Source organism: Anaerostipes sp. 494a (genome assembly GCF_001940315.1).
Taxonomy (GTDB): domain Bacteria; phylum Bacillota; class Clostridia; order Lachnospirales; family Lachnospiraceae; genus Anaerostipes; species Anaerostipes faecalis.
In genome coordinates this window covers 2,068,471-2,091,144 of the sequence record NZ_MJIF01000001.1, presented here as the reverse complement: position 1 = coordinate 2,091,144, position 22,674 = coordinate 2,068,471, and the positions used below count along the sequence as shown (strand labels likewise).

25 protein-coding genes, 1 tRNA gene and 1 pseudogene are annotated in these 22,674 nt (G+C 37.0%); all 27 read right to left on the bottom strand.

All coding sequences use genetic code 11. The features are described from left to right. Positions 1-5 precede the first annotated feature (5 nt). Positions 6-1,145 (bottom strand): S41 family peptidase, encoded by a 1,140-nt coding sequence (locus BHF70_RS10590; RefSeq protein WP_075760193.1) that lies wholly within the window; start codon positions 1,143-1,145, stop codon positions 6-8. Between the two features lie 169 nt (positions 1,146-1,314). After that, on the bottom strand, positions 1,315-1,725 hold the full coding sequence (locus BHF70_RS10585; protein ID WP_075760192.1) for a M67 family metallopeptidase: 411 nt from the start codon (positions 1,723-1,725) through the stop codon (positions 1,315-1,317). Between the two features lie 8 nt (positions 1,726-1,733). After that, positions 1,734-2,540, bottom strand: a complete 807-nt coding sequence (thiF, locus tag BHF70_RS10580) for a thiazole biosynthesis adenylyltransferase ThiF (RefSeq protein WP_075760191.1) — start codon at positions 2,538-2,540, stop codon at positions 1,734-1,736. Beyond that, positions 2,540-2,746, bottom strand: a complete 207-nt coding sequence (gene thiS, locus BHF70_RS10575) for a sulfur carrier protein ThiS (protein WP_075760190.1) — start codon at positions 2,744-2,746, stop codon at positions 2,540-2,542. The genes thiF and thiS overlap by 1 nt, the downstream gene beginning before the upstream one ends. A gap of 15 nt (positions 2,747-2,761) precedes the next feature. Further along, a complete protein-coding gene (locus BHF70_RS10570) occupies positions 2,762-3,079 on the bottom strand; it encodes a thioredoxin family protein (protein ID WP_075760189.1) in 318 nt (105 codons plus the stop codon). Between the two features lies 1 nt (position 3,080). Beyond that, positions 3,081-3,326, bottom strand: a complete 246-nt coding sequence (locus tag BHF70_RS10565; protein WP_075760188.1) for a sulfurtransferase TusA family protein — start codon at positions 3,324-3,326, stop codon at positions 3,081-3,083. Then, a complete protein-coding gene (locus tag BHF70_RS10560) occupies positions 3,319-4,182 on the bottom strand; it encodes a 4Fe-4S binding protein (RefSeq protein ID WP_075760187.1) in 864 nt (287 codons plus the stop codon). Before BHF70_RS10560 ends, BHF70_RS10565 begins: the two co-directional genes overlap by 8 nt. A 1-nt stretch (position 4,183) precedes the next feature. After that, positions 4,184-5,425: an O-acetylhomoserine aminocarboxypropyltransferase/cysteine synthase family protein gene (locus BHF70_RS10555; protein WP_075760186.1), complete on the bottom strand. Its 1,242-nt coding sequence runs from the start codon at positions 5,423-5,425 to the stop codon at positions 4,184-4,186. A gap of 51 nt (positions 5,426-5,476) precedes the next feature. Next, positions 5,477-6,604 (bottom strand): iron-containing alcohol dehydrogenase family protein, encoded by a 1,128-nt coding sequence (locus tag BHF70_RS10550; protein ID WP_075760185.1) that lies wholly within the window; start codon positions 6,602-6,604, stop codon positions 5,477-5,479. 37 nt (positions 6,605-6,641) lie between these two features. Continuing rightward, positions 6,642-7,535, bottom strand: a complete 894-nt coding sequence (locus BHF70_RS10545) for an ABC transporter ATP-binding protein (protein ID WP_083638426.1) — start codon at positions 7,533-7,535, stop codon at positions 6,642-6,644. Positions 7,536-7,544: 9 nt separating this feature from the next. Further along, positions 7,545-8,570, bottom strand: coding sequence for a taurine ABC transporter substrate-binding protein (locus tag BHF70_RS10540; RefSeq protein ID WP_075760184.1), 1,026 nt, complete (start codon positions 8,568-8,570; stop codon positions 7,545-7,547). 15 nt (positions 8,571-8,585) lie between these two features. After that, the gene (locus BHF70_RS10535; protein ID WP_075760183.1) at positions 8,586-9,371 is read right to left on the bottom strand and encodes an ABC transporter permease; all 786 of its coding nucleotides are present in this window, start codon (positions 9,369-9,371) and stop codon (positions 8,586-8,588) included. A 51-nt stretch (positions 9,372-9,422) separates the two neighbouring features. Then, on the bottom strand, positions 9,423-10,754 hold the full coding sequence (locus tag BHF70_RS10530; RefSeq protein WP_075760182.1) for an aminotransferase class III-fold pyridoxal phosphate-dependent enzyme: 1,332 nt from the start codon (positions 10,752-10,754) through the stop codon (positions 9,423-9,425). Then, on the bottom strand, positions 10,738-11,646 hold the full coding sequence (locus BHF70_RS10525; RefSeq protein WP_075760181.1) for a glycyl-radical enzyme activating protein: 909 nt from the start codon (positions 11,644-11,646) through the stop codon (positions 10,738-10,740). Before BHF70_RS10525 ends, BHF70_RS10530 begins: the two co-directional genes overlap by 17 nt. Before the next feature lie 2 nt (positions 11,647-11,648). Continuing rightward, the gene (locus BHF70_RS10520; protein ID WP_330390981.1) at positions 11,649-12,335 is read right to left on the bottom strand and encodes a glycine radical domain-containing protein; all 687 of its coding nucleotides are present in this window, start codon (positions 12,333-12,335) and stop codon (positions 11,649-11,651) included. A gap of 61 nt (positions 12,336-12,396) precedes the next feature. Continuing rightward, the gene (gene istB, locus BHF70_RS10515; RefSeq protein ID WP_075760473.1) at positions 12,397-13,149 is read right to left on the bottom strand and encodes an IS21-like element helper ATPase IstB; all 753 of its coding nucleotides are present in this window, start codon (positions 13,147-13,149) and stop codon (positions 12,397-12,399) included. A 2-nt stretch (positions 13,150-13,151) separates the two neighbouring features. After that, positions 13,152-14,434: pseudogene (gene istA / locus BHF70_RS10510) on the bottom strand (IS21 family transposase). An 82-nt stretch (positions 14,435-14,516) separates the two neighbouring features. After that, a complete protein-coding gene (locus tag BHF70_RS12255; protein ID WP_330390980.1) occupies positions 14,517-15,701 on the bottom strand; it encodes a pyruvate formate lyase family protein in 1,185 nt (394 codons plus the stop codon). Positions 15,702-15,724: 23 nt separating this feature from the next. Beyond that, positions 15,725-16,156: a pyruvate formate lyase family protein gene (locus BHF70_RS12910; RefSeq protein WP_075760178.1), complete on the bottom strand. Its 432-nt coding sequence runs from the start codon at positions 16,154-16,156 to the stop codon at positions 15,725-15,727. 147 nt (positions 16,157-16,303) lie between these two features. Further along, positions 16,304-16,750, bottom strand: coding sequence for an Rrf2 family transcriptional regulator (locus BHF70_RS10495; protein WP_075760177.1), 447 nt, complete (start codon positions 16,748-16,750; stop codon positions 16,304-16,306). Positions 16,751-16,881: 131 nt separating this feature from the next. Then, on the bottom strand, positions 16,882-18,057 hold the full coding sequence (locus tag BHF70_RS10490; protein WP_075760176.1) for a MalY/PatB family protein: 1,176 nt from the start codon (positions 18,055-18,057) through the stop codon (positions 16,882-16,884). A gap of 229 nt (positions 18,058-18,286) precedes the next feature. Further along, positions 18,287-18,360, bottom strand: a tRNA-Cys gene (locus tag BHF70_RS10485). 120 nt (positions 18,361-18,480) lie between these two features. Next, complete coding sequence (gene cysK / locus BHF70_RS10480; protein ID WP_075760590.1) at positions 18,481-19,410, bottom strand: cysteine synthase A; 930 nt, start codon at positions 19,408-19,410, stop codon at positions 18,481-18,483. Between the two features lie 190 nt (positions 19,411-19,600). Next, on the bottom strand, positions 19,601-19,753 hold the full coding sequence (locus tag BHF70_RS10475; RefSeq protein ID WP_075760175.1) for a YezD family protein: 153 nt from the start codon (positions 19,751-19,753) through the stop codon (positions 19,601-19,603). Positions 19,754-19,892: 139 nt separating this feature from the next. Continuing rightward, entirely contained in the window at positions 19,893-21,080 is a 1,188-nt protein-coding gene (locus BHF70_RS10470) for a murein hydrolase activator EnvC family protein (RefSeq protein WP_075760174.1), read from the bottom strand. 12 nt (positions 21,081-21,092) lie between these two features. Further along, positions 21,093-22,004 (bottom strand): permease-like cell division protein FtsX, encoded by a 912-nt coding sequence (ftsX, locus tag BHF70_RS10465; protein WP_075760173.1) that lies wholly within the window; start codon positions 22,002-22,004, stop codon positions 21,093-21,095. Further along, a complete protein-coding gene (ftsE, locus tag BHF70_RS10460; RefSeq protein ID WP_075760172.1) occupies positions 21,991-22,674 on the bottom strand; it encodes a cell division ATP-binding protein FtsE in 684 nt (227 codons plus the stop codon). The genes ftsX and ftsE overlap by 14 nt, the downstream gene beginning before the upstream one ends.

The following is a 22,674-nucleotide window of genomic DNA, read 5'->3' as shown; positions in this document are numbered from 1 at the left end:
TCCTCCTACTTTTTACTCAAAATATCTACAGCCTTTTGAAGCTGTTCATCCTGTTTGGTTTTCTCGTTATCCTTCACTGAAACATTTGGCTGAATTCCTTTTTTATGGATATTATGTCCAGCAGGGGTATAGTAAGATGAATATGTCAGTTTAACATATGAATCATCCCCCAGATCAAAGAATCCCTGCACAATTCCTTTTCCAAAGGTTTTCTCTCCAACCAGAGTCCCTGCATTACGATCCTTGATTGCTCCAGCCAGAATTTCTGATGCACTGGCACTATTTTCATTTACCAGCAGACACAGTGGCATATTTAGCTGATCGTCATCCTCAGCATTATATGTTTTTTTCTTCCCGTTTTTATCTTCTGTATAGACAATCTTTCCTTTCGGAAGCAGATCATCTGCAATATCCACAACTGCATTCAGCAATCCGCCTGGATTATCTCTCAGGTCAATAATCAGAGATTTCATTCCCTGTTTTTTCAGCTTCTTCATTCCATCTTCAAACTGTTTCACTGTTACTTCATCGAACTCTGAAATGGACAGATATCCTATTCCATTGTCAAGCATCCTTGTTTCAACTGTTGGAGTCTCGATGGATTTTCTTGTAAAAGTATATTTCATGGTTTTGCTTCCACGAAGAAAATAAAGAGTAACTTCCGTTCCTTCTTTTCCTTTGATCCGGTCCACGACTTCACTTAATTCCTCATCCGCTGTTACATCATGGTCATCTACTTTCGTTAAAATGTCACCTTTTTTCAATCCACTTCCATCAGAAGGACTTCCTTTGATAGTCTTCACAACCGTAATGATTCCACTTGTAAGATTCTGTGTCATATAAATTCCCACACCAGAATAAACCCCATTGGTACTTTCCATCAAATCCTCAAAATCTTCTTTGGAATAATAATCAGAATAAGGATCTTCAAGTCCTGCGACCAGTCCTTTATAAGTATAATCTTCTAATTGTTCTTTATTAATCTTTCCTTTGTAATATTTTTCAATGGTTTTTTCAATCTTATTGATTTTCTGTGCCGTTTTTAAAGTGTCACTTGGTATCGCATAAGCTCGATACAGGAAAAATCCTTCTGCAATACAAGTAACTACCAGGATACCAACAATAATCTTTGATAATTTCTTCATGAATGATTCCCTCCCAGTCGTTATCACGTTATCAAATAAAAGTTTCCTCCATTATAGCAGATTTCATACCTATGTGTAACCGTATCTTTCCTCATATGAAATAAAAGCCGCTGGCTCATAGATAAATATTCATCTATGAACCAGCGACTCTTGTTTTCATCAGCTATATTTATATAATACTAAGTTCTTCTTTCTCCGTAATTTCTCCCTGAATATGGAAAGAATTCAATACAGGCTCTTTCTCTATCAAAGATAAAATCAAATAACTGGCACTGCTGTCGTAAGCAAGCCTTTTGTCTTCCTGTGATGGTCTGGAAGGAGATTCCGGATGAGAATGCCAGTTTCCAAGGGGTACAATTCCAAGACTGCGCATATCCTTGATTGCTGTCAGCTGTTCCTTAGGATCCAGTGAAAAATGTTCTCTGGAATGGTCGATGTTTGTAAGAAAATAAACTTTTTCAATGGACTTTTTACCTTCTGTAATCTGTCCTGCGATCAATCCACATGCTTCTTCTGGAAGATGCTCTCTGGCATATGCGACCAGCTTCTCATAATCTGCTTTTTTTATTGTTATTTTCATATCTGCTCCTATATTCCATCACACTGGGCAATTTCATAATCAATCAGTTTTGTAATTGTTGGATGCTCTCCACATACTTTACAATTCTTAACTTCTTTCGGTAACTTTATTTTTCGAAATTCCATTTTCAGTGCATCATAAGTTAAAAGATATCCTGTCAGCAAATCGCCAACTCCAAGAATATATTTAACTGCTTCCATTGCCTGAAGACTTCCAATAACTCCACCCATGGCACCAATGACACCAGCCTGTTTACAGGTTGGCACTGCATCTTTTGGAGGCGGATCCTGAAATACACAACGATAACATGGGCCTTCTCCAGGAACATATGTCATTAACTGGCCCTGAAAGCGAATGATACCTGCATGTGAAAATGGTTTTTTTGCCATAACACAGGCGTCATTGATTAAAAATTTTGCCGGAAAATTATCCGTTCCATCAATAATGAAATCATAATCGGCAATCAGATCCATAATATTTTCTGATGTAACAAAGGTACGATATGTATTCACTGTCACATCCGGATTCATTTGATTCATTGTCTCTTTGGCAGACAATACCTTTGCCTTTCCTACATCACCTGTTTCATGGATAATCTGACGCTGGAGATTGGATAAATCCACCTCATCTGCATCGGCAATCCCGATGGTTCCAACACCAGCTGCTGCCAGGTACATGGCTGCCGGTGCTCCAAGTCCACCTGCCCCGATAATCAATACCTTAGCATTTAGAAGCTTTTTCTGTCCTTTGGCACCAACCTCCTTTAAAATAATGTGTCTGGAGTATCTCTCCAGCTGTTCATTGGTAAATGCCATTACATTCCACCTCCCATGAAGTAAAGAAATTCTACATTATCCCCTTCTTTTAAAACATGAGAAGCAAAATCTGCACGGTCAATGAACTCATCGTTAATTGATACTGTAACATACTCTGGTGTTTCAACATTTTCCTGGACAATTAACTGTTCTACTGTTGTTGTTTCTGCTACTTCTTTTGATTCTCCTGCTACTACAATTTTCATTTTTATTTCCTCTTTCTAAATATTTTTTTCTATTATTTCAACTAAATCATCTTTCTGGATTTTCCCAACAAATTTTTCTTTTATTTCTCCCTGTTTGAAAAGTAAAACTGTTGGAGAACTAATAATGTCATATTTCTCTACCAGTTCCTGCTCAAATAAAACATTCACTTTTCCAACGATAATCTTGTCTCCATAAGTATCTTCCAAATCTGCTAAAATCGGAGAAAGTCTTTTACATGGTATGCAGCTGTCAGAATAGAAATCAACCAAAACCGGTTTTTCTTCCTTAAGCACATTGGTCTCAAAATTGTCTTTTCCAAGCTTCACACTCATTTTATTCACCAACTTTCTCAACAATTAAATCGTATGTTCCATCTTCATTATTTAAAAGTTTTAAGATCTTATGTCCTTCTTCCTTAATACTTCTTGGTACATTCTGGACTGGTTCTCCATCATTCAAGTGAATAGACAAAATCTCTCCTTCATCCAATTCTTCCAATGCAACTTTTGCCTTTACAAATGTTACTGGACATACAACGTCCGTGATATCTACTGTGTCATCTATTTTAAAATCAGTCATTTTCATATGCCTCCTTTATCACCTGTTCGAATTTTTCTTTTCCAATCCGATCAATGGTAAATTTAAACCGCTCCCCTGGTTTTGCATGATTTTCAAAAAATTTAATGGCTGCATCACTGACCTTCAGCAATTTTTCATGATCTTCAATAAACGGAATTACTGCTTCTCCCTTATTAATACTGTTTCCAAATAATCCTCCAAAGGAAACTATATATCCATGAGTCTCTTCCCATGCATCTGTTGGACATGATTTTGAGCATCTTCCACAGAAGTTACAAAGATCGTCATTTACCTTGATTTTTCCATCTTCAATGGAAATAGCATTGGTTCGGCATGCCTTTTCACATACTCCACACTGAATACAGGCATCTTCTTTCCACTCAACTTTAATTCCACCTTTTACACCAAGGTCATTTTCTTCCGCTTTTAAACAGTTATTTTGACAACCTGTGATACCAAATTTGAATTTATGAGGAAGTTCTCGTCCAAAATATCTCTCATCCAGTTCTTTTGCCAATGTATATGTATCAATACAACCGCTTGGACAGATTTCCTGTCCCTGACAGGCTGTAACAGTTCTAACTCTTGGTCCACAAACACCTGGCGTCACATCTCCCAATGCCAGTTCTTCTTTCACTTCATCAATCTGATCCAGTTTAATAAAAGGTATTTCCACTCCCTGCCTGGAAGTTAGATGAATATATCCTTCTCCATACTTTTCTGCAACTTCTGCAATCTTTGCCAGCTGTTTGGCTGTCACGTGACCACCAGTGCTTTTCAATCTCAAAGAAAAATGATTTTTTTGTTTCTGGCGCATAAATCCGCCTTTTTTTAATGCTGCATAGTCTACTGCCATATTAATTCTCCTTTTCTATCTGGTTTAACGCCTGTGCAAAATCTTCTATTAAATCATCCACATCCTCAAGCCCTACACTGATTCGAATTAAATCATCATATACTCCTGCACTTATTCTTTCTTCTTCTGTACTGTGTGCATAAATCGTAGAAGAAGGATGAATCACTAAAGTTTTTGTATCCCCGATATTCGATACTTTTAATGGTATTTTCAAAGCATTAAACACAGTAAATGCTTTTTCTTTGGTTCCTAACCGAATCGTGATCAAGCCGCCAAATCCATTCCGGAACTGCTGTTTTGCAATTTCATAACATGGATTATCCGGAAGGCCCGGATACTGTACCTTTATAATTTTTTCATTTTGATTGAGCCATTCTACCAATGTTTCTGCATTGCTGCAGATTTTTTCCATTCTAACTCCTAAAGTTTCCAAACCGATATAATTCAAAAAAGCATTGGTTGGAGATAAACAGGCTCCGGTATTACGAAACAGGGTATTTCTTAATTTTGCAATATATCCGTAAGGCCCCATCTTTTTATATTCTTTCATCTGAGGATATTTATCTGTATTCCAGTCAAATTTTCCACCATCAGTAATAATTCCACTAATGGAATTGCTGCTTCCATTGATATATTTACTGGAAGACTGAATTACAATATCAGCTCCCAAAGATAATGGCTGTACGATAAACGGTGTGGTCACCGTATTATCTATGATACAGACAATTCCATGTTCATGAGCTGCATCTGCAACTTCTTTAATGTTCAGTACATCCAATTTAGGATTTCCGATGACTTCTCCAAAAATAACTTTTGTATGCTTATTTACGTTTGCATCAATTGTTTCTTTGGACAAATGTTCTATGTATGTAATCTTTATGCCCAATGCCTGTAAGTCCTGAAACAGACCTATAGTTCCTCCAAAAATACTGGCAGAAGACAAAATTTCGTCTCCTGTCTCCAAAATATTTACAATGGCATTAAAAATAGCCGCCATGCCAGAAGAACAGGCAACACTTCCAATTCCACCCTCTAAAATTGTCACTCTTTTTTCAAAAGCATCTACCGTAGGATTATTAATCCTGGAATAAGAAAATCCTGGTGCTTTGTTCTGAAATATCTTTTCCAGTTTTTCTGCTGATGAGTGTTCAAATGCATTTGACTGGAAAATCGGCGGAAGTGTGGCTTGATGATATCCTGCATGGTTTCCTTCACCATGTAGCAATTGTGTATTAAATTTCATATTCCAACTCCTTGCTTTACCATTCTGTTAACTTTTTTATCCTACTCCTCTTTATTGCCATTCACCACACAGATAATCATATAGTTTTCTTAAAACTCTATCTGTAATTTCTACCGGATTATTGCAGAGATTAGGATAATGACTTAAAGCAATCAATTGATTTTTCTCTTTTTTTGTCAGATTTTTGTCTTTTAAGTCCATGCGAAGTCCTAACTCTTTTTTCAAATTTTTAACTTCCATGGCCATTTCCTCACTATTTTTAAATCCAAGTATTTTTGACAATTCCTGCGTCCGTACATCTTTTTTCCCATTGATTTGAATAAAAAAATCTAAAGTCAGTCCACAGGCTTCCCCGTGGGGAATTCCATATAAATTCGTCAACGGAAATGAACATGCATGGGAGGATGTTGTTTTAGGCAATCCAAATGCTAATCCGGCAATTACGGATGCTTCTGACATTTTCTCCCTTGCTGTCACATTGGTCCCATCTTTATATGCAACTCTCAGATTTTCAAAAACAAGTTTTGCTGCATGAATTGCCAAAGCATCACAAATTGGCTGATGTCCTTTGCTCCAATATCCTTCAATTGCATGAGACAATACATCAATTCCAGTACACGCTGTTAAATACGGAGACATTGACCAGGTAAGTCTAGGATCAATCACAGCACATTCCGGATAAAAACTATTGGATGACATTGGTGCTTTTGTACCCTTTTCTCGATTTGTCAAAACCGCCACACTCGTTACTTCACTGCCTGTTCCTGCTGTAGTTGGAACCGCAATCACCGGAAGATGTTCTTCCGGTACTGGAATTTGGCTTCCATAGTATGTTTTGATAGAATTTCCGGTTAACGCCATGGCTGAAGCTGCTTTCGCCCCATCCATAACACTTCCGCCTCCCAGTGCAACAATAAAATCTGCTTTTTCTTTTCTTAAAAGTTGTGCACAGCCATCAACTTCTGATACATCCGGATTTTGCGAAAATCCAGTAAAACTGTTGATTAGATGATTTTCTGAATTTGATAACAACTTCTTAGCTGTTCCATTTTTCAAAAAATGGGTCGTGGTAATAAGCACTCCTCTTTGATAGCCTCTTTCTGCTATTCTTTGAGATAATTCTCCCAATGCTCCATTTCCAAAGTAAATGGATACCGGCTGTGAATATTTCCAGTTCATATTATCTCCTTTCCTGCTGCAACAGAGAATTTCAATTTTATTTGTCATGCTGACTATGAATCAGCTTCAGAAGTCTTTCTCTGTATTTATAAAAATCTTCTGTAAACTGTATATCTTCAATTCCTTCTTCTACAATCTGTCTAGAAAACCGAACCGGTACGTCATCTACAATTTTCCCTGGATGTCTGCTTAAAACTAAAACCCTACTTCCAAGCAACAATGCTTCCTCTACATCATGAGTAATAAAAAATATCGTTTTTCCAGTATCCCACCAGATTTTTCGAATCAATCCCTGCATGGTTTCTCTTGTAAAGGCATCCAGTGCCCCAAAAGGTTCATCCATAAGAAGAATTTCCGGATTATTAATCAGTGCTCTGGCAATTGACACTCTCTGACGCATTCCTCCTGACAGCTCATATACTTTTTTATCTGCAAATTCCTGCAGACCAACTTTTTTGAGGTATGTATCTGTCAATGCTTCATATTCTTTTTTCGGTACTTTTCGCATCTTAGGTCCGAAGCTGACATTATCTCTTACAGAATACCATTCATACAATGGAGGATTTTGAAAAACAACACCTCGTTGCCAGTCAATTCCATGGATTAATTGTCCTTCCAATCGCACTTCACCACCAGATGGTGGAATAAATCCTGCCAGAATTTTTAGCAAAGTAGATTTTCCACAGCCGCTGGGACCTAATACACAAATAAATTCTCCCCTGTAAATGTTAAAATTAATATTTTCCAATGCTCTCACAGGACCATTGGCTGCAGAATAATCCAAATTTACATTTTTCACATGAATCAAAGGATCCCCGCCTTCTTCAGGAACTTCTGGTTCTTCTCCATGAAAATTAATTCCAGAAACACTTAGTAGTTCATTGGCAGGTTCATACAGTTGTTCCTTCCAATCTCCCTTTTTCTTTCCCATAAGAACCTCCTATTTTCCCAGTGCCTCTTCAAGATAAGTTGTATTCACATGATCTTTAAATGTCTGCAGGTCTGGTGCTTTTTTAATACTTCCCTGTTCTGCCAGAAAATCAGCTGTGTTCTTCAGTACTTTTGCAATATTTCCTCCTAGATATTCTTCTTTCAGCTGATCTTCTCCCTGTATCCATTCAAAGCCTTTTCTCTGGAATTCTGCATCGTCTTTACTGATTTTTAATACATCTGCAATATCACTGACCACTTTTTCAGGATTACTTTGATCCAGATCATTAGCTTTGTTTAAAGCCTTCACATATTTTGTAACCAGCTCTGGATTTTGTTTCTCGAAATCCTGTCTTGCTACAACCAAGTCAGCTGTAACTGCTCCCTTTTTAGCAATCTTGTCACTTCCTGTAAGAATGGTTCCATCTTTTAACAGATTGTTTAAAACCGGATACCACACATAAGCTGCATCAATATCTCCGCGACTCCATGCTGCATTAATATCATCTGGTTCCATATCCAGCAGTTTTACATCTGTTTCTTTTACTCCTTCAAATTTCAAAGCGTTTAACAGACTATAATGTGCAGTAGAGGCAAACGGTGTTGCTATTTTTTTACCTTTAAGATCTTTGACTGATTTTACATTTGCACTGTTTTTTACAACCAGTGATTCGGCAGATCCAATAATATCTCCAATATAAATCACATCATATTTTAAACCGTTAGAAATACCCAAAGCCGTTGGATTTGATCCAAGCTCCGATACATCAATACTTCCTGCCGCCAACGCTGTATTCACGTCTTTTCCTGAATCAAAATTTACAATTTTTACATCAACTCCCAGCTCTTCTTCATAATATTTTTCTGCACGTGCTACCAGATCTCCATTTACCAGATCCATGGTTCCAATCTTAATTTCTGTTGTCTTTGCAGATTTTTCTTCTTTTTTAGATGAACCACATCCGGTAAATCCCAGTGTTGTAATCACCATAACTGCCAATACTCCTGCAATCCATTTCTTCCTAATTATTCTCATTTTATATCCCTCCCTTTAATTTTTTCCTTTCCAGTGAATTATTCTTTTTTCTAATAAGCGAATAATCTGATCTAGCAAAATACCGGTAATTCCCATTAAGATAATTCCAAAAAACATAATGTCGCTTCTTAAATAATTACTTGCATCCAAAACTAACCATCCAATTCCGCTAACTGCTGCTACCATTTCTGCTGCCACCAATGTTGTGTATTCCACTCCAAGGGATGTCCTCAGACCTGTAAAAATATCCGGAAGCACCGCAGGGAATATTACGAAAAAGAATACCTGACGACTGTCAGCCCCCAATGTCTTAGCTCCTAAAATATAATCTTCTTTAATTCGATTTACTCCAGAAACACATGCAATATAAATTGGTGCAAATCCTGCAAGAAACAAAAGCATAATTTTAGAACCGTCACCAATACCCATCCATAATACCAACAGTGTATAATATGCTAATGGTGGCAGAGGTCTGTAAAACTCCACGATAGGTTCAATTAAAGCCTTTATCTTAGAATTATATCCACTGAGAAGGCCAAGTGGTACCGCTGTCACAATCGCAATCAGATATGCTTTGATCAGACGACTCATACTGGCTCCAAGATGTTCCAGCAGTGTGGAACCTTTATACCCTTCTTTCACAATTGTTACACAACTTTCCCATACACTTTGCGGAGTTGGTATCAAAGTTTCCGATACAATTCCTGCAGAAGTAACAGCAAACCATGCAATTAGAAATACTGCAACAACACCAAAGCTTATGGCTGTTTCTAATACTCCAGTTTTGCTTTTCACCATCATATATTTCCTCCCATCTTTTCAAGTAAAAACTATTACTGCAGGAATGGATTCCTACAAAAACTCTTTATCAACAATATCCAGAACTTCATCAAAAATCGTCATTGCTGTCCGAAGTTCCTCTTCGGTAATAATCAATGGTGGAGCAATATTTATATTATTTTCTCTGCCAAAAGTTGCAAAACCACGTTCCTTTAAAAGTCCTACTATTTTGCCCATGGTTCCTGATTTATCTGCATAAGGCACCAATGGTTCTTTCGTCTCTTTATCCTTCACAAACTCTACTGCTGCGAACAGACCTATATAGCGTACATCCCCAACACAGGCATGTTTCTGTTTTATTTCCTCCAGAATCTCTCCTAATACTTTCCCAACTTTTCTAGAATTTTCCAGAAGATTAGCTTTTTTATAGTAATTTACACAGGCAACGCCCGCTGCGCATGCAAGAGAGTGTCCGCTGTAAGTCAATCCATACTGGAAAACTTTATCACTATAGTACTCGGCAACTTTATCAGAAATAATTACTCCTCCAAGCTGAACATAAGAACTTGTAACCCCTTTTGCAAAAGTAATCATGTCCGGCTTTACATCCCAGTTTTCAAAAGCAAACATTTTTCCGGTTCTTCCAAATCCGGCCATAACTTCATCACAAACAAGAAGAATTTCATACTTATCACAAATCTTACGCAGTCCCTGCAGATATCCATCTGGAGGAATGATTACTCCATTGGCTCCTGTAATAGATTCCACAAAAATGGCTGCAACATTTTCCGGTCCCTCATAGGCAAGCTGTTCTTCTATTTTCTGAAGATAGTATTCTGATGCTTCCTGATCATTTGCAAATTTCACAGTACTTCTATATACATATGGATCTTTAAATTTTATAAATCCGGTGGCAGATGGATTTTCCAGCGAAAATCTTCTAGGATCCCCTGATAAATTTCCGGAACCAAGCGTTGAACCATGATAACTTCGATATCTGGAAAATATCTTACTTCTTCCTGTGACTGTTCTTGCCATATTAATTGCTGCTTCATTGGCATCAGATCCTCCACAGGTAAAAAATACTTTTTTCATATTATCTGGTGCCAGATCCACCAGCATTTTCGCCAATTCAGATCTTGGTGCAGATGCATAAGCAGGTGCGATATATGGAAGAATTTCTACCTGTTTCTGTATTGCTTCAATAACATCTTTATTTCCATATCCAATGTTTACACAAGAAAGCTGACTAGACATATCGAAATATTTTTTTCCATTAAAATCATAAAAATAAATTCCTTCTGCCCGCTCAATGGGAATCGCATCAACATTTCCTGGAAGCCATGGATGCTGATTATATTTCTGATCGTAAGCAACGGTTAACTCTCTATTCAAATTTGACATTATTTTTTCCTCCGATTTTCTTTTGATTTTCTATATAATTTTTCATTTCATCTGAAAGAATCTGACTGCCCATTTCATAATTTAGTCCAAGCATCTTATATTTTCCCTCTCCAAATCGATGATATGGAAGCATTTCATAAGTAACATTGGTCTTACCTTTTAAAAAAATCTGAATTTCGTTTAATTCTTTCAACGTATCATTAAACCCAGGAATTACCGGGGTCCTCACCCATTTTTGCAAATCAGGAAAGTCTTCACATAATCTTTGAAAATTTTGATTGGACTTTCCTGTATATTCGATATGTTTTTCTTCATTTATTGACTTGATATCAAACAAAATCACATCCAGATATTTTGCTGCTTCCTTCATAACCCCGTAATCTGCATAGCCACAGGTTTCTATTGCTGTATGGATTCTTCTTCTTTTCGCTTCTTTTAAAAGCGACAGCAGCCAGTCTCTATGAATCAAAGGTTCTCCACCGCTAATTGTCAATCCTCCACTTCCATGACGGTAAAAAGCAGACTCTCTTTCTACCTGATTTAAAATGGATGATATGCTTTTTGCTTTTCCTTCCACCTTTATTGCTTTAGATGGACAAACTCCGGCGCAGGCAAGACATCTGCTGCATTTGCTTCGTTCAATGAAAGCTTTCCCTGATGCTTCAAATTTAATTGCATTTTCTCCACAAATATTCTGGCAAAAAGTACACTCTGTTTTCCCTATACATTTCTGTTCCACATAAGAAATTTCAGCCCGCACATCCTGAGATTCCGGATTACAGCACCAGCGACATCGCAATGGGCATCCCTTTAAAAACACAATAGTTCTAATACCCGGACCGTCATGTAGTGAATAATTCTGTATATTAAATACCAAAGCTGATTGTTCCATACCTATACTGCCTCATGTTCTGTTCTTGCAATAATATCATCCTGAAGATCCTTCGATAATTCTGTAAAGTATGCACTGTATCCTGCAATGCGAACCAAAAGATTGCCATACAATTCAGGATGTTTCTGCGCTTCCCTTAAGGTATCCGTATTCAATACATTAAATTGTAAATGCCAAAGTTTTAAATCTCTCCAGCTTTCTATGAAATGTACCAATTTTTCTGTTCCCTCTTCTCCCTTAACACAAGAAGGACTTAATTTTACATTTAGAAGCCTTGCTGCATGATCTCTTCGATCAAAATTCTTCGTTTTATAATTGGAAAGTAATACAGCTGTTGGTCCGTTTTTATCTGCTCCCTGAGATGCACTAGATCCATCAGACAATGGTGTATAAGCAAGTCTTCCATTTGGTGTAGCACTGACAACTTTTCCAAATGGCACATGAGATGTAAATGGTACCAGTCGTAAATCCATATGTACATCCAGTTCTTTTCCGTAACGTGCGGTAAATTCCTGAGCTTCAAAATCAAGCAGTTTTCCTATTTCATCCGTATAATCATCATCATTTCCATAGGCCGGTGCATTGACAAGCATTTGACGAATTGCCTCATAACCCTCAAAGTTATGTTCTAAAGCCTCTTTTAACTGAGCTGCAGTAATTCTTTTATCTTCAAATACCAGTTTCTTGATAGCTGCTAATTATAAAATGTCAAGACCTAATGTACAAAAAATATTATATAAAAATGTACAATTAGTCTGTTTGTTTTAAGTGGTCTTTTAACCTGTATGACTTTCCTGATATTGGTATTACATGTGCATGATGCAAAACTCTGTCCATAATGGCATTTGCAACAACCGCATCATAAAATATTCCATCCCACTCATTAAAGTTCATATTTGTTGTTAATATAGTGCTTTTCTTTTCATATCGCATATCTATAAGCTGAAAGAATAGATTTGAATCCTCTTTATCAATAGGCAGATATCCAAGCTCGTCAATGATAAGCAGGCGGTAATGACAAAAATGCTTTAATCTTGCATCAAGCCTGTTTTCCAGTTTTGCCCGCTTTAGCTGTTGGAGCAGATCATTGCACTTTATAAAATATGTGCTTACTCGCTTTTTTGCGGCTGCAATACCGATAGAAGTTGCAAGATGTGTCTTTCCGACTCCACTCGGTCCAAGAAATACTATATTTTCATTCTTTTCGAGGAAGCCAAGACTTGCAAGCTCCCTCATTTCCTGTTCATTCACACTTGGCTGAAATCCAAAGTCGTAATCTTTAAGCTCTTTTACAAATGGAAATGCTGCGGCCTTTATCATAGACCGTGAAGCATTCTGTTCTTTAAAATCCACTTCATAATTACTGAGCTTTAACAGACCCTCCGTAAATGATAATCCGTTTGTTGTTACAAAATCTCTTATTTCATCAAGATGAAGTTTCATCTGGGTTAACTTTAACAATTCCAGATTTGCTGTTAACTGATTGTATGTACTATTACTCATAATCATAAACCTTTCCTATTATCTCAAGATTTTCTTTTGCTCTGTCCATTATGTGTTCATCTTTGAAAATATGGGATTTTCTAGCAATTGCAGCATAATGTTCAGAAATATAATTCAATTTTTTTGAACTTAATTGATGAATGGTTATTAATTCTGTGTTACAATACACATGTATATAACCATCATATACCTGTAAAGAAACAATCTTTCCTACGTACTCTGGTGGGACAGAGTACTGGCATCCTTTGTAATAAAACATGCTTGAATGATTGACTTTTACGGTATTTGTGGTGATTTGATAAGGCTTTCTTATGGTATCAGCGGGTAGGCTGTTTAGGAAAGCCTTTTCTCTGTTAAAATACATCAGCGGAATTCTTCCGGTTCCCTGGTTCACCTGTGCATTCACACGATTGTTAATTCTTGTTACTAGTTCAACCAGTTCTTGGTAATTTAACTTTCCATTATAAGCCCTTATTTCATCAAGTATCTTCATAGGAGCCTCAACCTTGGCCTTCGTATGGGGATGCCCTGCAATGCACGGCTGAACTTTAAAACCATAATCATCAGCGAATTGCTGAAACTTATTATTTACTTTGCCGGCAGAATATTCTGTTCTTGCTTCATCCATAACAGTTTTCATATTATCTGTAACTATTTCAGCCGGTACACCACCAAATGTTTCAAATGCATCATCAAGAAACGAGAAGAGTATATCCTGCGTCTTGGAAAGTGATACTCTGTATACCCTGAATCTTGAATATGAAAGCAATAAAACAAAAACATTTACATCTATAGTTTCTCCAGAAGAAAGAGTAAACGGAATCGACTCTTTCCAATCTAGCTGAGCCTGCTTACCCATAGGCGTTTCATATCGAACGGTTACCTGATTAGTGTTGGAAGGTCTGCCTTTTCTGAAATATGAATCGAATTCAGGATATTTTCTAAGGTAATGGCAGAAGTTGCAGTAAACACCTGTAAAGCCATGGTTATCTACAAGATACTGCCATAAAACTTTTCTGTAGTAAAATACCTGTTGGTTTCTGTCTGATAACAATTCAGCAATAATATCATAAAATGGTGTAATGCAATCATTACAGTTCCTTGTTTCTGGTTTCGTATATCCGTTTATATATTTATCTACTGTACGTCTGTCTACCTCCAATTCTCTTGCTATTTGACTTTTATTGATTTTCAATGTCCCATCCTCCAAAAATGGTTTTAGTTTGTACAGGTCATTGACACTTTCTATTTTTATGTTTGTTATGATCTGATTCTTTAATATCATTATGAGTTCCTCCTTGTAACTCATATATCATAACATTTGTACATTCTTATTTAATATTTATTGTACATACTTAAGTATAACTTTATACTGCTAATGAATCAACCACCGTCGCATATCCAATAAATTCAAAGTATCCTAAATCAATACCACCCTCAATCTTCGGCTGATGCAAATCTGTGCAAGTCTCCTGGCAAAGCTTATGCAGAGCTGAACCCAGCGGCGTTGCAAAATGTTCTCCACGAAGACGGATAATTTCATGCTGCTGAATAAATGCATGTTTAATAAAATATCTCTGTTGTTTTAAGTAAGCTTCCAAGACTTCATCAAAGGACTGAAAATCCTCAAATTTCCCTGTCTGAAGGCCAATAACCTCATCACCATATTTCTGCATTTTTCCGTTGTAAATTACCATTTCCAATGCTGCAGCAAAATTAATGTACGCGTTTGGACTCGTATAAGTATCCCGATTTGGCATTCTACATTCCGCACACCCAGATACACTATAATCATATGCTTCCTCAAAGGATGCACCTTTGGATAACAGCAGCGGTACAACTTCTTCATCATTAATTAATTTCGGAAATCCCGCTCCATCTTTAATGGTTTCTGCCACTTCATACAAATAACGTTTCGGACTTCCCGTATGGATCCTTGCTGCCAGATCAGGATAATTTAATGGAAATTCCCTTTTGGATTTCAAAAGAATATATGTTAATTCATTAACTGCGTCATATCCCTTTTTCGTTACTCCTCCAATGGTAACTGCTTCCCAGTGGGCATATCCTTCGTTAAAAGAACCTCCCGCCTCAGAAAGATATAAATCTACAAACTGGGCCATGGAAACCCACATGCATTCAAATAATTCCTGCACTTCTTCATCTGTAATAATGCCTGCTTCTATATCATGCTGATAGAATGGATACAAGTACTGATCCATTCTTCCATTGGAAATGATGGTTCCTGTCTTTTGCTCGATTCTGGAAAACATCTGAGTAAACCATTGTGCCTGCATTGCTTCATAGAATGTCCTTGCCGGATATTTGGGAACATATCGGCATGTATCTGCAATTTTTAGTAATTCTGCTTTCCGTACTGGATCATTTTCCTCTTTTGCAAGTTCTTCTGCCAAATCTCCATGTCGTTCTGCCCATAAAATAATGGCATCACTGGTTAAAACAACTGCCTGCAAAAACGGAAGTTTCTCTGTATAATCAATAGGGCTGTATTCATCTAACTGTGCAATTCTTTCCTCTGCTTCTTCTTTAATTTTCTGGAAACCTTTTTCCAGTACTACTTCATAGTCATGTACCCATTGAAGAGAAGATTCGCATCTTCCTCTGAAATGCTAAAAGGAGAAACCGTTCTGGTTGGAAGTGTTTCAATTGCTTCTTTTAATGTGTCTCCATCCAGTTCAGGATAAAGAATTCCATAGCGTCCTTGTTTTCCGCTTCTTCCGACCAAAAGCTGGTCCTTATCAATATAGACCGTTGCATGTTCTGCATAATGTAATAAGGCTTTCGCCCATCTTAAAATTAAAGGCTCCCCTTCTGTTTCTCGAAATGACTGTGTAAAATACCGTCCTCTTTCAATATCAATCTGAGGCTTCTGTCCTCTAATTTCATTTAATATCTTTGTTGCACGATTTCTATGCACAAATGGTGGTATTTTATGTGCAATTTCATATTGAATCCGCTGTTCCTGCGGTGATTTTACTTTACTCATTTTCTTTCCTCCTAAAATTTATAAAAAAAACAGAGATTACAACACTTCAAAGCGATACTGCTTTCTTATTGCAACCTCTGGTTTTCCAGTCAGTTTTTTTTCTATTTTTTATTGTTCTTATGTTTCTTGTGATATACAGACAAGTTATTAGATATAATACATATTCAGCCCATCCTGCGTATATTCAAAATAACTTTTTTCCAGATCTTCCAATGTTAAATAGTTTAACGTTTCATCCAACTGTTCATTGATTTTATCAATGATGCTGTGCTGTATAACCATTGAGATTTTGTTTTCATCATTTTCATTGAAAGTTTCTTCATCTTCGATCTGATAAGGACCTTCCAAAGCTACCAGGATTTCTGATACTGTTACTCTGGCAGGATCAACATTCAGGGAATAGCCTCCCTGAGGTCCTTTCATTCCTTTTATAATTCCTACTCTTCGAAGACTTCCAAATATCTGCTCCAGATATTGACAGGGAATTCCGTTTCTTTTTGCTAAACTTCCCAGTGATACCTGAGTATTTTTAAAATTGGCAGCTAAATCAATCAAAGCTTTTAACCCATATCTGCATTTTTTTGAAAATTTCATAAATTCTTCCACCCATTCTTTTCATTACCTGTATATCGGTTTAATTTTATATTCATACTTATCTACTAGGTTTTATATGAATTAGATTATACTGGCATGTTCATATTTTGTCAAGAGCTTTTTTCGTTTTATTAACTTTGATGAATTGCCTGTTCCAGCTGTGTTAATGCCTGTTTCAATATTTTTCTCGGACAGGCAATATTAATTCTTTCAAAACCTTCTCCCTCCGGTCCAAAAATCACACCACTGTCCAACCACAAATTTGCTTTTTTAACAATGAGTTCTTCTCTTTCTTTTTCTGTCAATCCCAGTTGTCGGAAATCAATCCATATTAAATAAGTTCCCTCAGGTTCAATTAAATGAATTTCCGGAATTTTTTCCTGCAGATATTCTCTCAGAAAATCAAGATTTCCTTTTAAATATTGTTTTAATTGCCGATACCATTCTTCTCCTTCTTCATATGCAGCCTGACATGCAACCACCCCCATTGTGTTTTGCTGGCCGTATCCCATGGCATTTACTTCCTTTCGAAATATTCTGCGCAGCCTGGTATTAGAAATAACGATATTCGAAATCTGTAATCCAGCCAGATTAAAGGTCTTGGTGGGGGCAGTACAGGTGATTATCATATCTGCATACTTCTTATCCAGATTGGCAAAGATATGATGAGTATATCCCTCATTTACAAAATCATTATGTATTTCATCACTGACGATTAATACACCATATTTTTCACATAAATCCCCTATTTTTCTTAATTCCCACTCTCTCCAGACTCTTCCTGTAGGATTCTGCGGACTGCAGAATAAGAACAGTTTAACCTTATGATCCGCCATCTTTTTTTCCAGATCATCAAAGTCAATTTCATAATGATCTGCTACCAGTTTTAAGGAACTATTAATAACAACTCTGTTATTACTTTCAATAATTTTAGAAAAAGGATAATATACCGGCCGTTGAATCAGTACACCATCTCCTTTTTCCGTAAATGCCCGAACTGCTGCTGCCAGTGCAAACACAACTCCCGGAGTCTTAATCACCCAATTAGCTTTAATCTCCCATTGAAAATGTTCCTGATACCATTTTGAAACAGCATTCAAATATTCTTCCGTCGCTTCTGTATATCCAAAAATTCCATTCTGGACTCTTTCTTCCAGCCTTTTTAATATTTCCGGAGCAGTCACAAAATCCATATCTGCCACCCATAAAGGCAGTATATTTTCCGGTTTCCCCTTGCGTTTTGCAAAATCATATTTCAGGCACATGGTTCCTTTTCGATTTGGAATAGTATGGAAATCGTATTTCATTTCTTCCTCCTTGCAATTAAACTTTCTTTAGTAAACACAATAATAGTTCAAGACTCGCTCGCGAGTTTTGGCGCGGAATTCGGGTCTGCATAGCAGACATACTTCCAATCCGAATTCCTGCGCATCCTCGCGGAGCGTGTATCAGATGGGGGATTGAAACCCGCCACTGATACATAATTGTTGCTCACCGCCTACAGAGGCGGGAGTCATCCCTCATCTGATATATAAACGATGCTGATTGGATTCGAACCAACATTCTGAGGTTTTGCAGACCTTTGCCTTTTCCCATCTGGCTACAGCATCGACAAATGTATAAAAAAGAACGGTCAGAGTTCGCAGAATAAGCTAATATTCATGCGAATCTCCGGTCGTTCAGTCAGCTATACTATATTTATTTAAGGAGTTTCACGACATTACCATGTTCTAATTATCAGCAAACAGTGGGGTAGATAAATAGCGGTCTCCAGAATCTGGAAGCAGTGCTACAATTGTTTTACCTTTGTTTTCCGGTCTTGCTGCCAGTTCTTTTGCTGCCTTTAATGCTGCACCAGAAGAAATTCCAACCAGAATTCCCTCACTTACTGCAAATGCTTTACCTTCTGCAAATGCATCCTCATTTTCTACAGTAATAACTTCATCATAAACCTTTGTATTTAACACATCTGGTACAAATCCGGCACCGATTCCCTGAATCTTATGTGGTCCTGGTGTTCCTTTTGATAATACCGGACTGCTTGCAGGTTCTACTGCCACTACTTTTACATCAGGATTCTGAGATTTTAAATATTCTCCGACACCTGTTACTGTTCCGCCTGTACCTACACCTGCAACAAAGATATCAACTTTTCCTTCTGTCTGATCCCAGATTTCAGGTCCTGTTGTTGCTTTGTGAACTTCAGGGTTTGCCGGGTTAACAAACTGTCCAAGAATCACAGATCCTTCAATAGATTTATTTAATTCTTCTGCTTTAGCAATGGCACCTTTCATACCTTTTGCACCTTCTGTCAATACCAGCTCAGCTCCATAAGCTTTTAAAAGATTTCTTCTCTCCACACTCATTGTATCTGGAAGTGTAAGTATCGCTTTATATCCTTTTGCCGCTGCAACTGCTGCAAGACCGATTCCTGTATTTCCTGATGTAGGTTCAATAATAGTAGCCCCCGGTTTTAAGATTCCCTTTTCTTCTGCATCTTTGATCATAGCTAATGCAATACGATCTTTCACAGATCCTGCCGGATTCAGATATTCCAGTTTTCCAAGAATTGTAGCCTCTGCATCACCTGCATAGCGGTTTAATTTTAATAATGGTGTATTTCCGATTAATTCTAATGCACTTTCTGTAATCTTGCTCATAATTTTATATCCTTTCTTTAATATCATACTTAACTGCTAGGTTTTATATGAATTAGATTATACTGGTAAGAACCCGCTTTGTCAAGTAACTTTTTTAATTTTTTTATTACTTTCCAAAAACAAAGAGGACAAGTCCCTCATCAATAGGGGAACTTGTCCTCTTAACACATTGGTGTAACAATTTTTCCATTTATCGACATCTGATTTTTTCATTTTTTTCAATCTGAACCACTCGTCCATCCTGAACAATAACTGTTAACGATCCGTATCTTAATGCTTCTAATTCATTCTTAATCTGAATAAGAATTTCATCAGATATTCCTTCTTTTTTCTTCTCATCCATACTAATATCCTCCGCTTGGTATTTTCTACTTTTCCTAGTAAATTAATATATTTCAAAATAATGATATTATTTCACGTTGAAAAAAAATTGTCAATAACATAAGATATTGTATTTCCTAAGAGTTAGATATAAAAATTTTTTATAAATAATTTACTGGATTAACATAATTCCCGTTTTTTTGTACAACAAAATGTAAATGAGCACCGGAAACCATTCCTGTTGCTCCTGATTTTGCAATTATCTGTCCTTTGCTCACATGACTTCCAGAAGATACAAGAAGTCTTGAACAATGAAGATACATGGTAGCAATTCCATTTCCATGGCTAATCTTTATGTAGTTTCCATTATATGCATTATACCCTGCCGCAATGACTGTCCCACTATCTGATGCCACAATAGTGGAACCGGTAGAACATGGGATATCGATACCCGCATGTAATTTTCTTTCTCCGGTTACAGGATGGATACGGTATCCATATCCTGAAGAAATTGAATGACAAGATGGAACCGGCCATATGAGATTTCCGCTCCCCACCATACTGCTCTGTCCCCCAGATGAACTATTTCCTGAAAATGAAGTACCTGCTGAAGAATACCCACTTCCTGAGGATGCCCCGTTTCCTGAAGATATTTCATTCTTTGCACCTGCAGTCTCCTGCTGACGTTTTTCTTCTACCTCATATTGTGCCAGTAATACTTTATTTGCGGCCAGTTTCTTTCGGTACTGAGCCAGCTTTTGTTTTTTCGCCAATGCCATCTTATTAAGCTGCTCTTTTTCTTTTTTTGCCTGAATAGTTACTGTCTGAACATTTTTATATTCTTTTTTCAATTGTTTAGACGACAGCTCAATTTTCTTTTCTGTATTTTTCAGCTTTTGGAACATAGTACTATCATATTGGGAAATCTTTGAAATATATTCAGCTCTTGTAAGAAATTCCTGAAATGATTTTGCTTCAAAAATTATTTCTAAATATGCCGTATTTCCATTTTCATAGAGGAATTTAATCCTTTTATCCATAATCTTATACTGATTAACTCTGGATTCTCTGGCTTCTTTTAGTTTCCTTTCCGTCTTCTGGACTTTCTTTTGTAACGTCTCAAGTCTCTGAGAATACTTTTCATATTTTATATCACTTTTCACCATTTTTTTATCCAGCTGCTCAATCTCTGCCTGCATCTGCTGATTCAGTTTATCTAATTTCTGATTTTCTTCTTTTATCTGTTTTTTACTGGTCTTCGCATCAATAACCTGATGATAAGATCCTGTCATCAAAAATAAAGCTGCCGCAAAAATCAATACCTTTTTCCATATACATCTTTCAGGCATGATTCTTCCCCCTTATACTCTCAAATATTTCCTAATCGTTATAAAACTTCCCATAAGACCAATAAACAGTCCTACAATCAATGCCATCGGGATCAGATACAACATAATCTTCTCTACTGATACAAACTTCATAAATGCTGTAATCACGTGAAATCGCTCCGTCATCCATAAAATAATTTTGTGATAACCAAAATAAATCACTGTAATAGGAAGTGCTGATCCTATAATTCCAATAAGGATTCCTTCCATTCGAAATGGTGCTTTAATAAATCCATTTGCCGCGCCAATAAATTTCATAATTGCAATTTCATCTTTTCGCACAGAAATTCCAAGAGAAACCGTATTGCTTACCAGAAATACTGATACAAGAAGCAGGATAAGAATCAAACCTCCCGCCATATAAGTACCTAGAACATTCATTTTAGATACGCCTTCTGCCGCAACTTTTGAATACCTGACCTTTCGAACTCCATGGATTTTCTCCAGCTCTTTAACAAGCTGTTGATAGTTGCTGATTTCTCTCAGGGTTACCTCATAAGAATCCGATTCCTTAAGAGGATTGCTCCCTTCAAATCCCTCCAAAAGCTCCTGGTTGTTTTTAAATACATCTTTCTTGTACTTTGCCCATGCTTCCTCCGCAGAAACATATCGAATCTGATCTACTTCCTTCTTTGCCTTAATTTCTTCTCCAATCTGATTCTTTCGTTCTTCTGAAATTCCTGACTGAAAGAAAACTGAAACACCAACAGAATTTTCCATCTGTCTCATGGTGGACTGAACATTTAAAATAACAGCCAAAGACACTCCAATGAGAAATACACATGCCGCAATGGTTCCAATTGATGCCAGAGAAAATATCTTATTACGAAAAATATTTCGAATCCCTTCTTTAACTCCATAAACAAATCTTCTAAATAATCTCATAATACCCCCTTGCTTCATCCTGTTCTACATGACCCTGATTCAAGGAGATTACTCTTTTTCCCATTTTATTTACCATATCTTTATTGTGTGTTACTACCATAACTGTGGTTCCTCTATGCTGAATATCCTCAAGAAGCGCCATAATTTCCTTCGCATTGACCGGATCCAGATTTCCTGTAGGTTCATCAGCAAGTAAAACAACAGGGTGATTTACCAGTGCTCTTGCAATTGCTACTCTTTGCTGTTCTCCACCTGACAATTCCCCTGGAAACGCCTTAAGTCTATCTCCTAAACCAACCAGGTCCAGAACACTTTGAACCTGACGTCTGATATGGCGGTTTGGTGCCTCTACGACCTTTTGTGCAAAAGCAACGTTTTCAAAAATATTCCGGTCCTTTAACAGACGGAAATTCTGAAAGACCACACCCATTTGACGGCGCAAGTATGGTAACTCCCGCCGTCTCATTTTATTATAATGATATCCATTTACTATAATTTCACCTTTGGTAGGCTCTAACTCCTTTAAGAGCAGTTTCACCAGTGTTGTCTTCCCCGATCCGCTTTTACCTACAACAAAGACAAACTCACCCTTATCAACATGAAGCGATACATCTTCCAGACCAACATTTCCCTTTTTATACTCTTTTGTCACCTGATTTAACGTTATCAT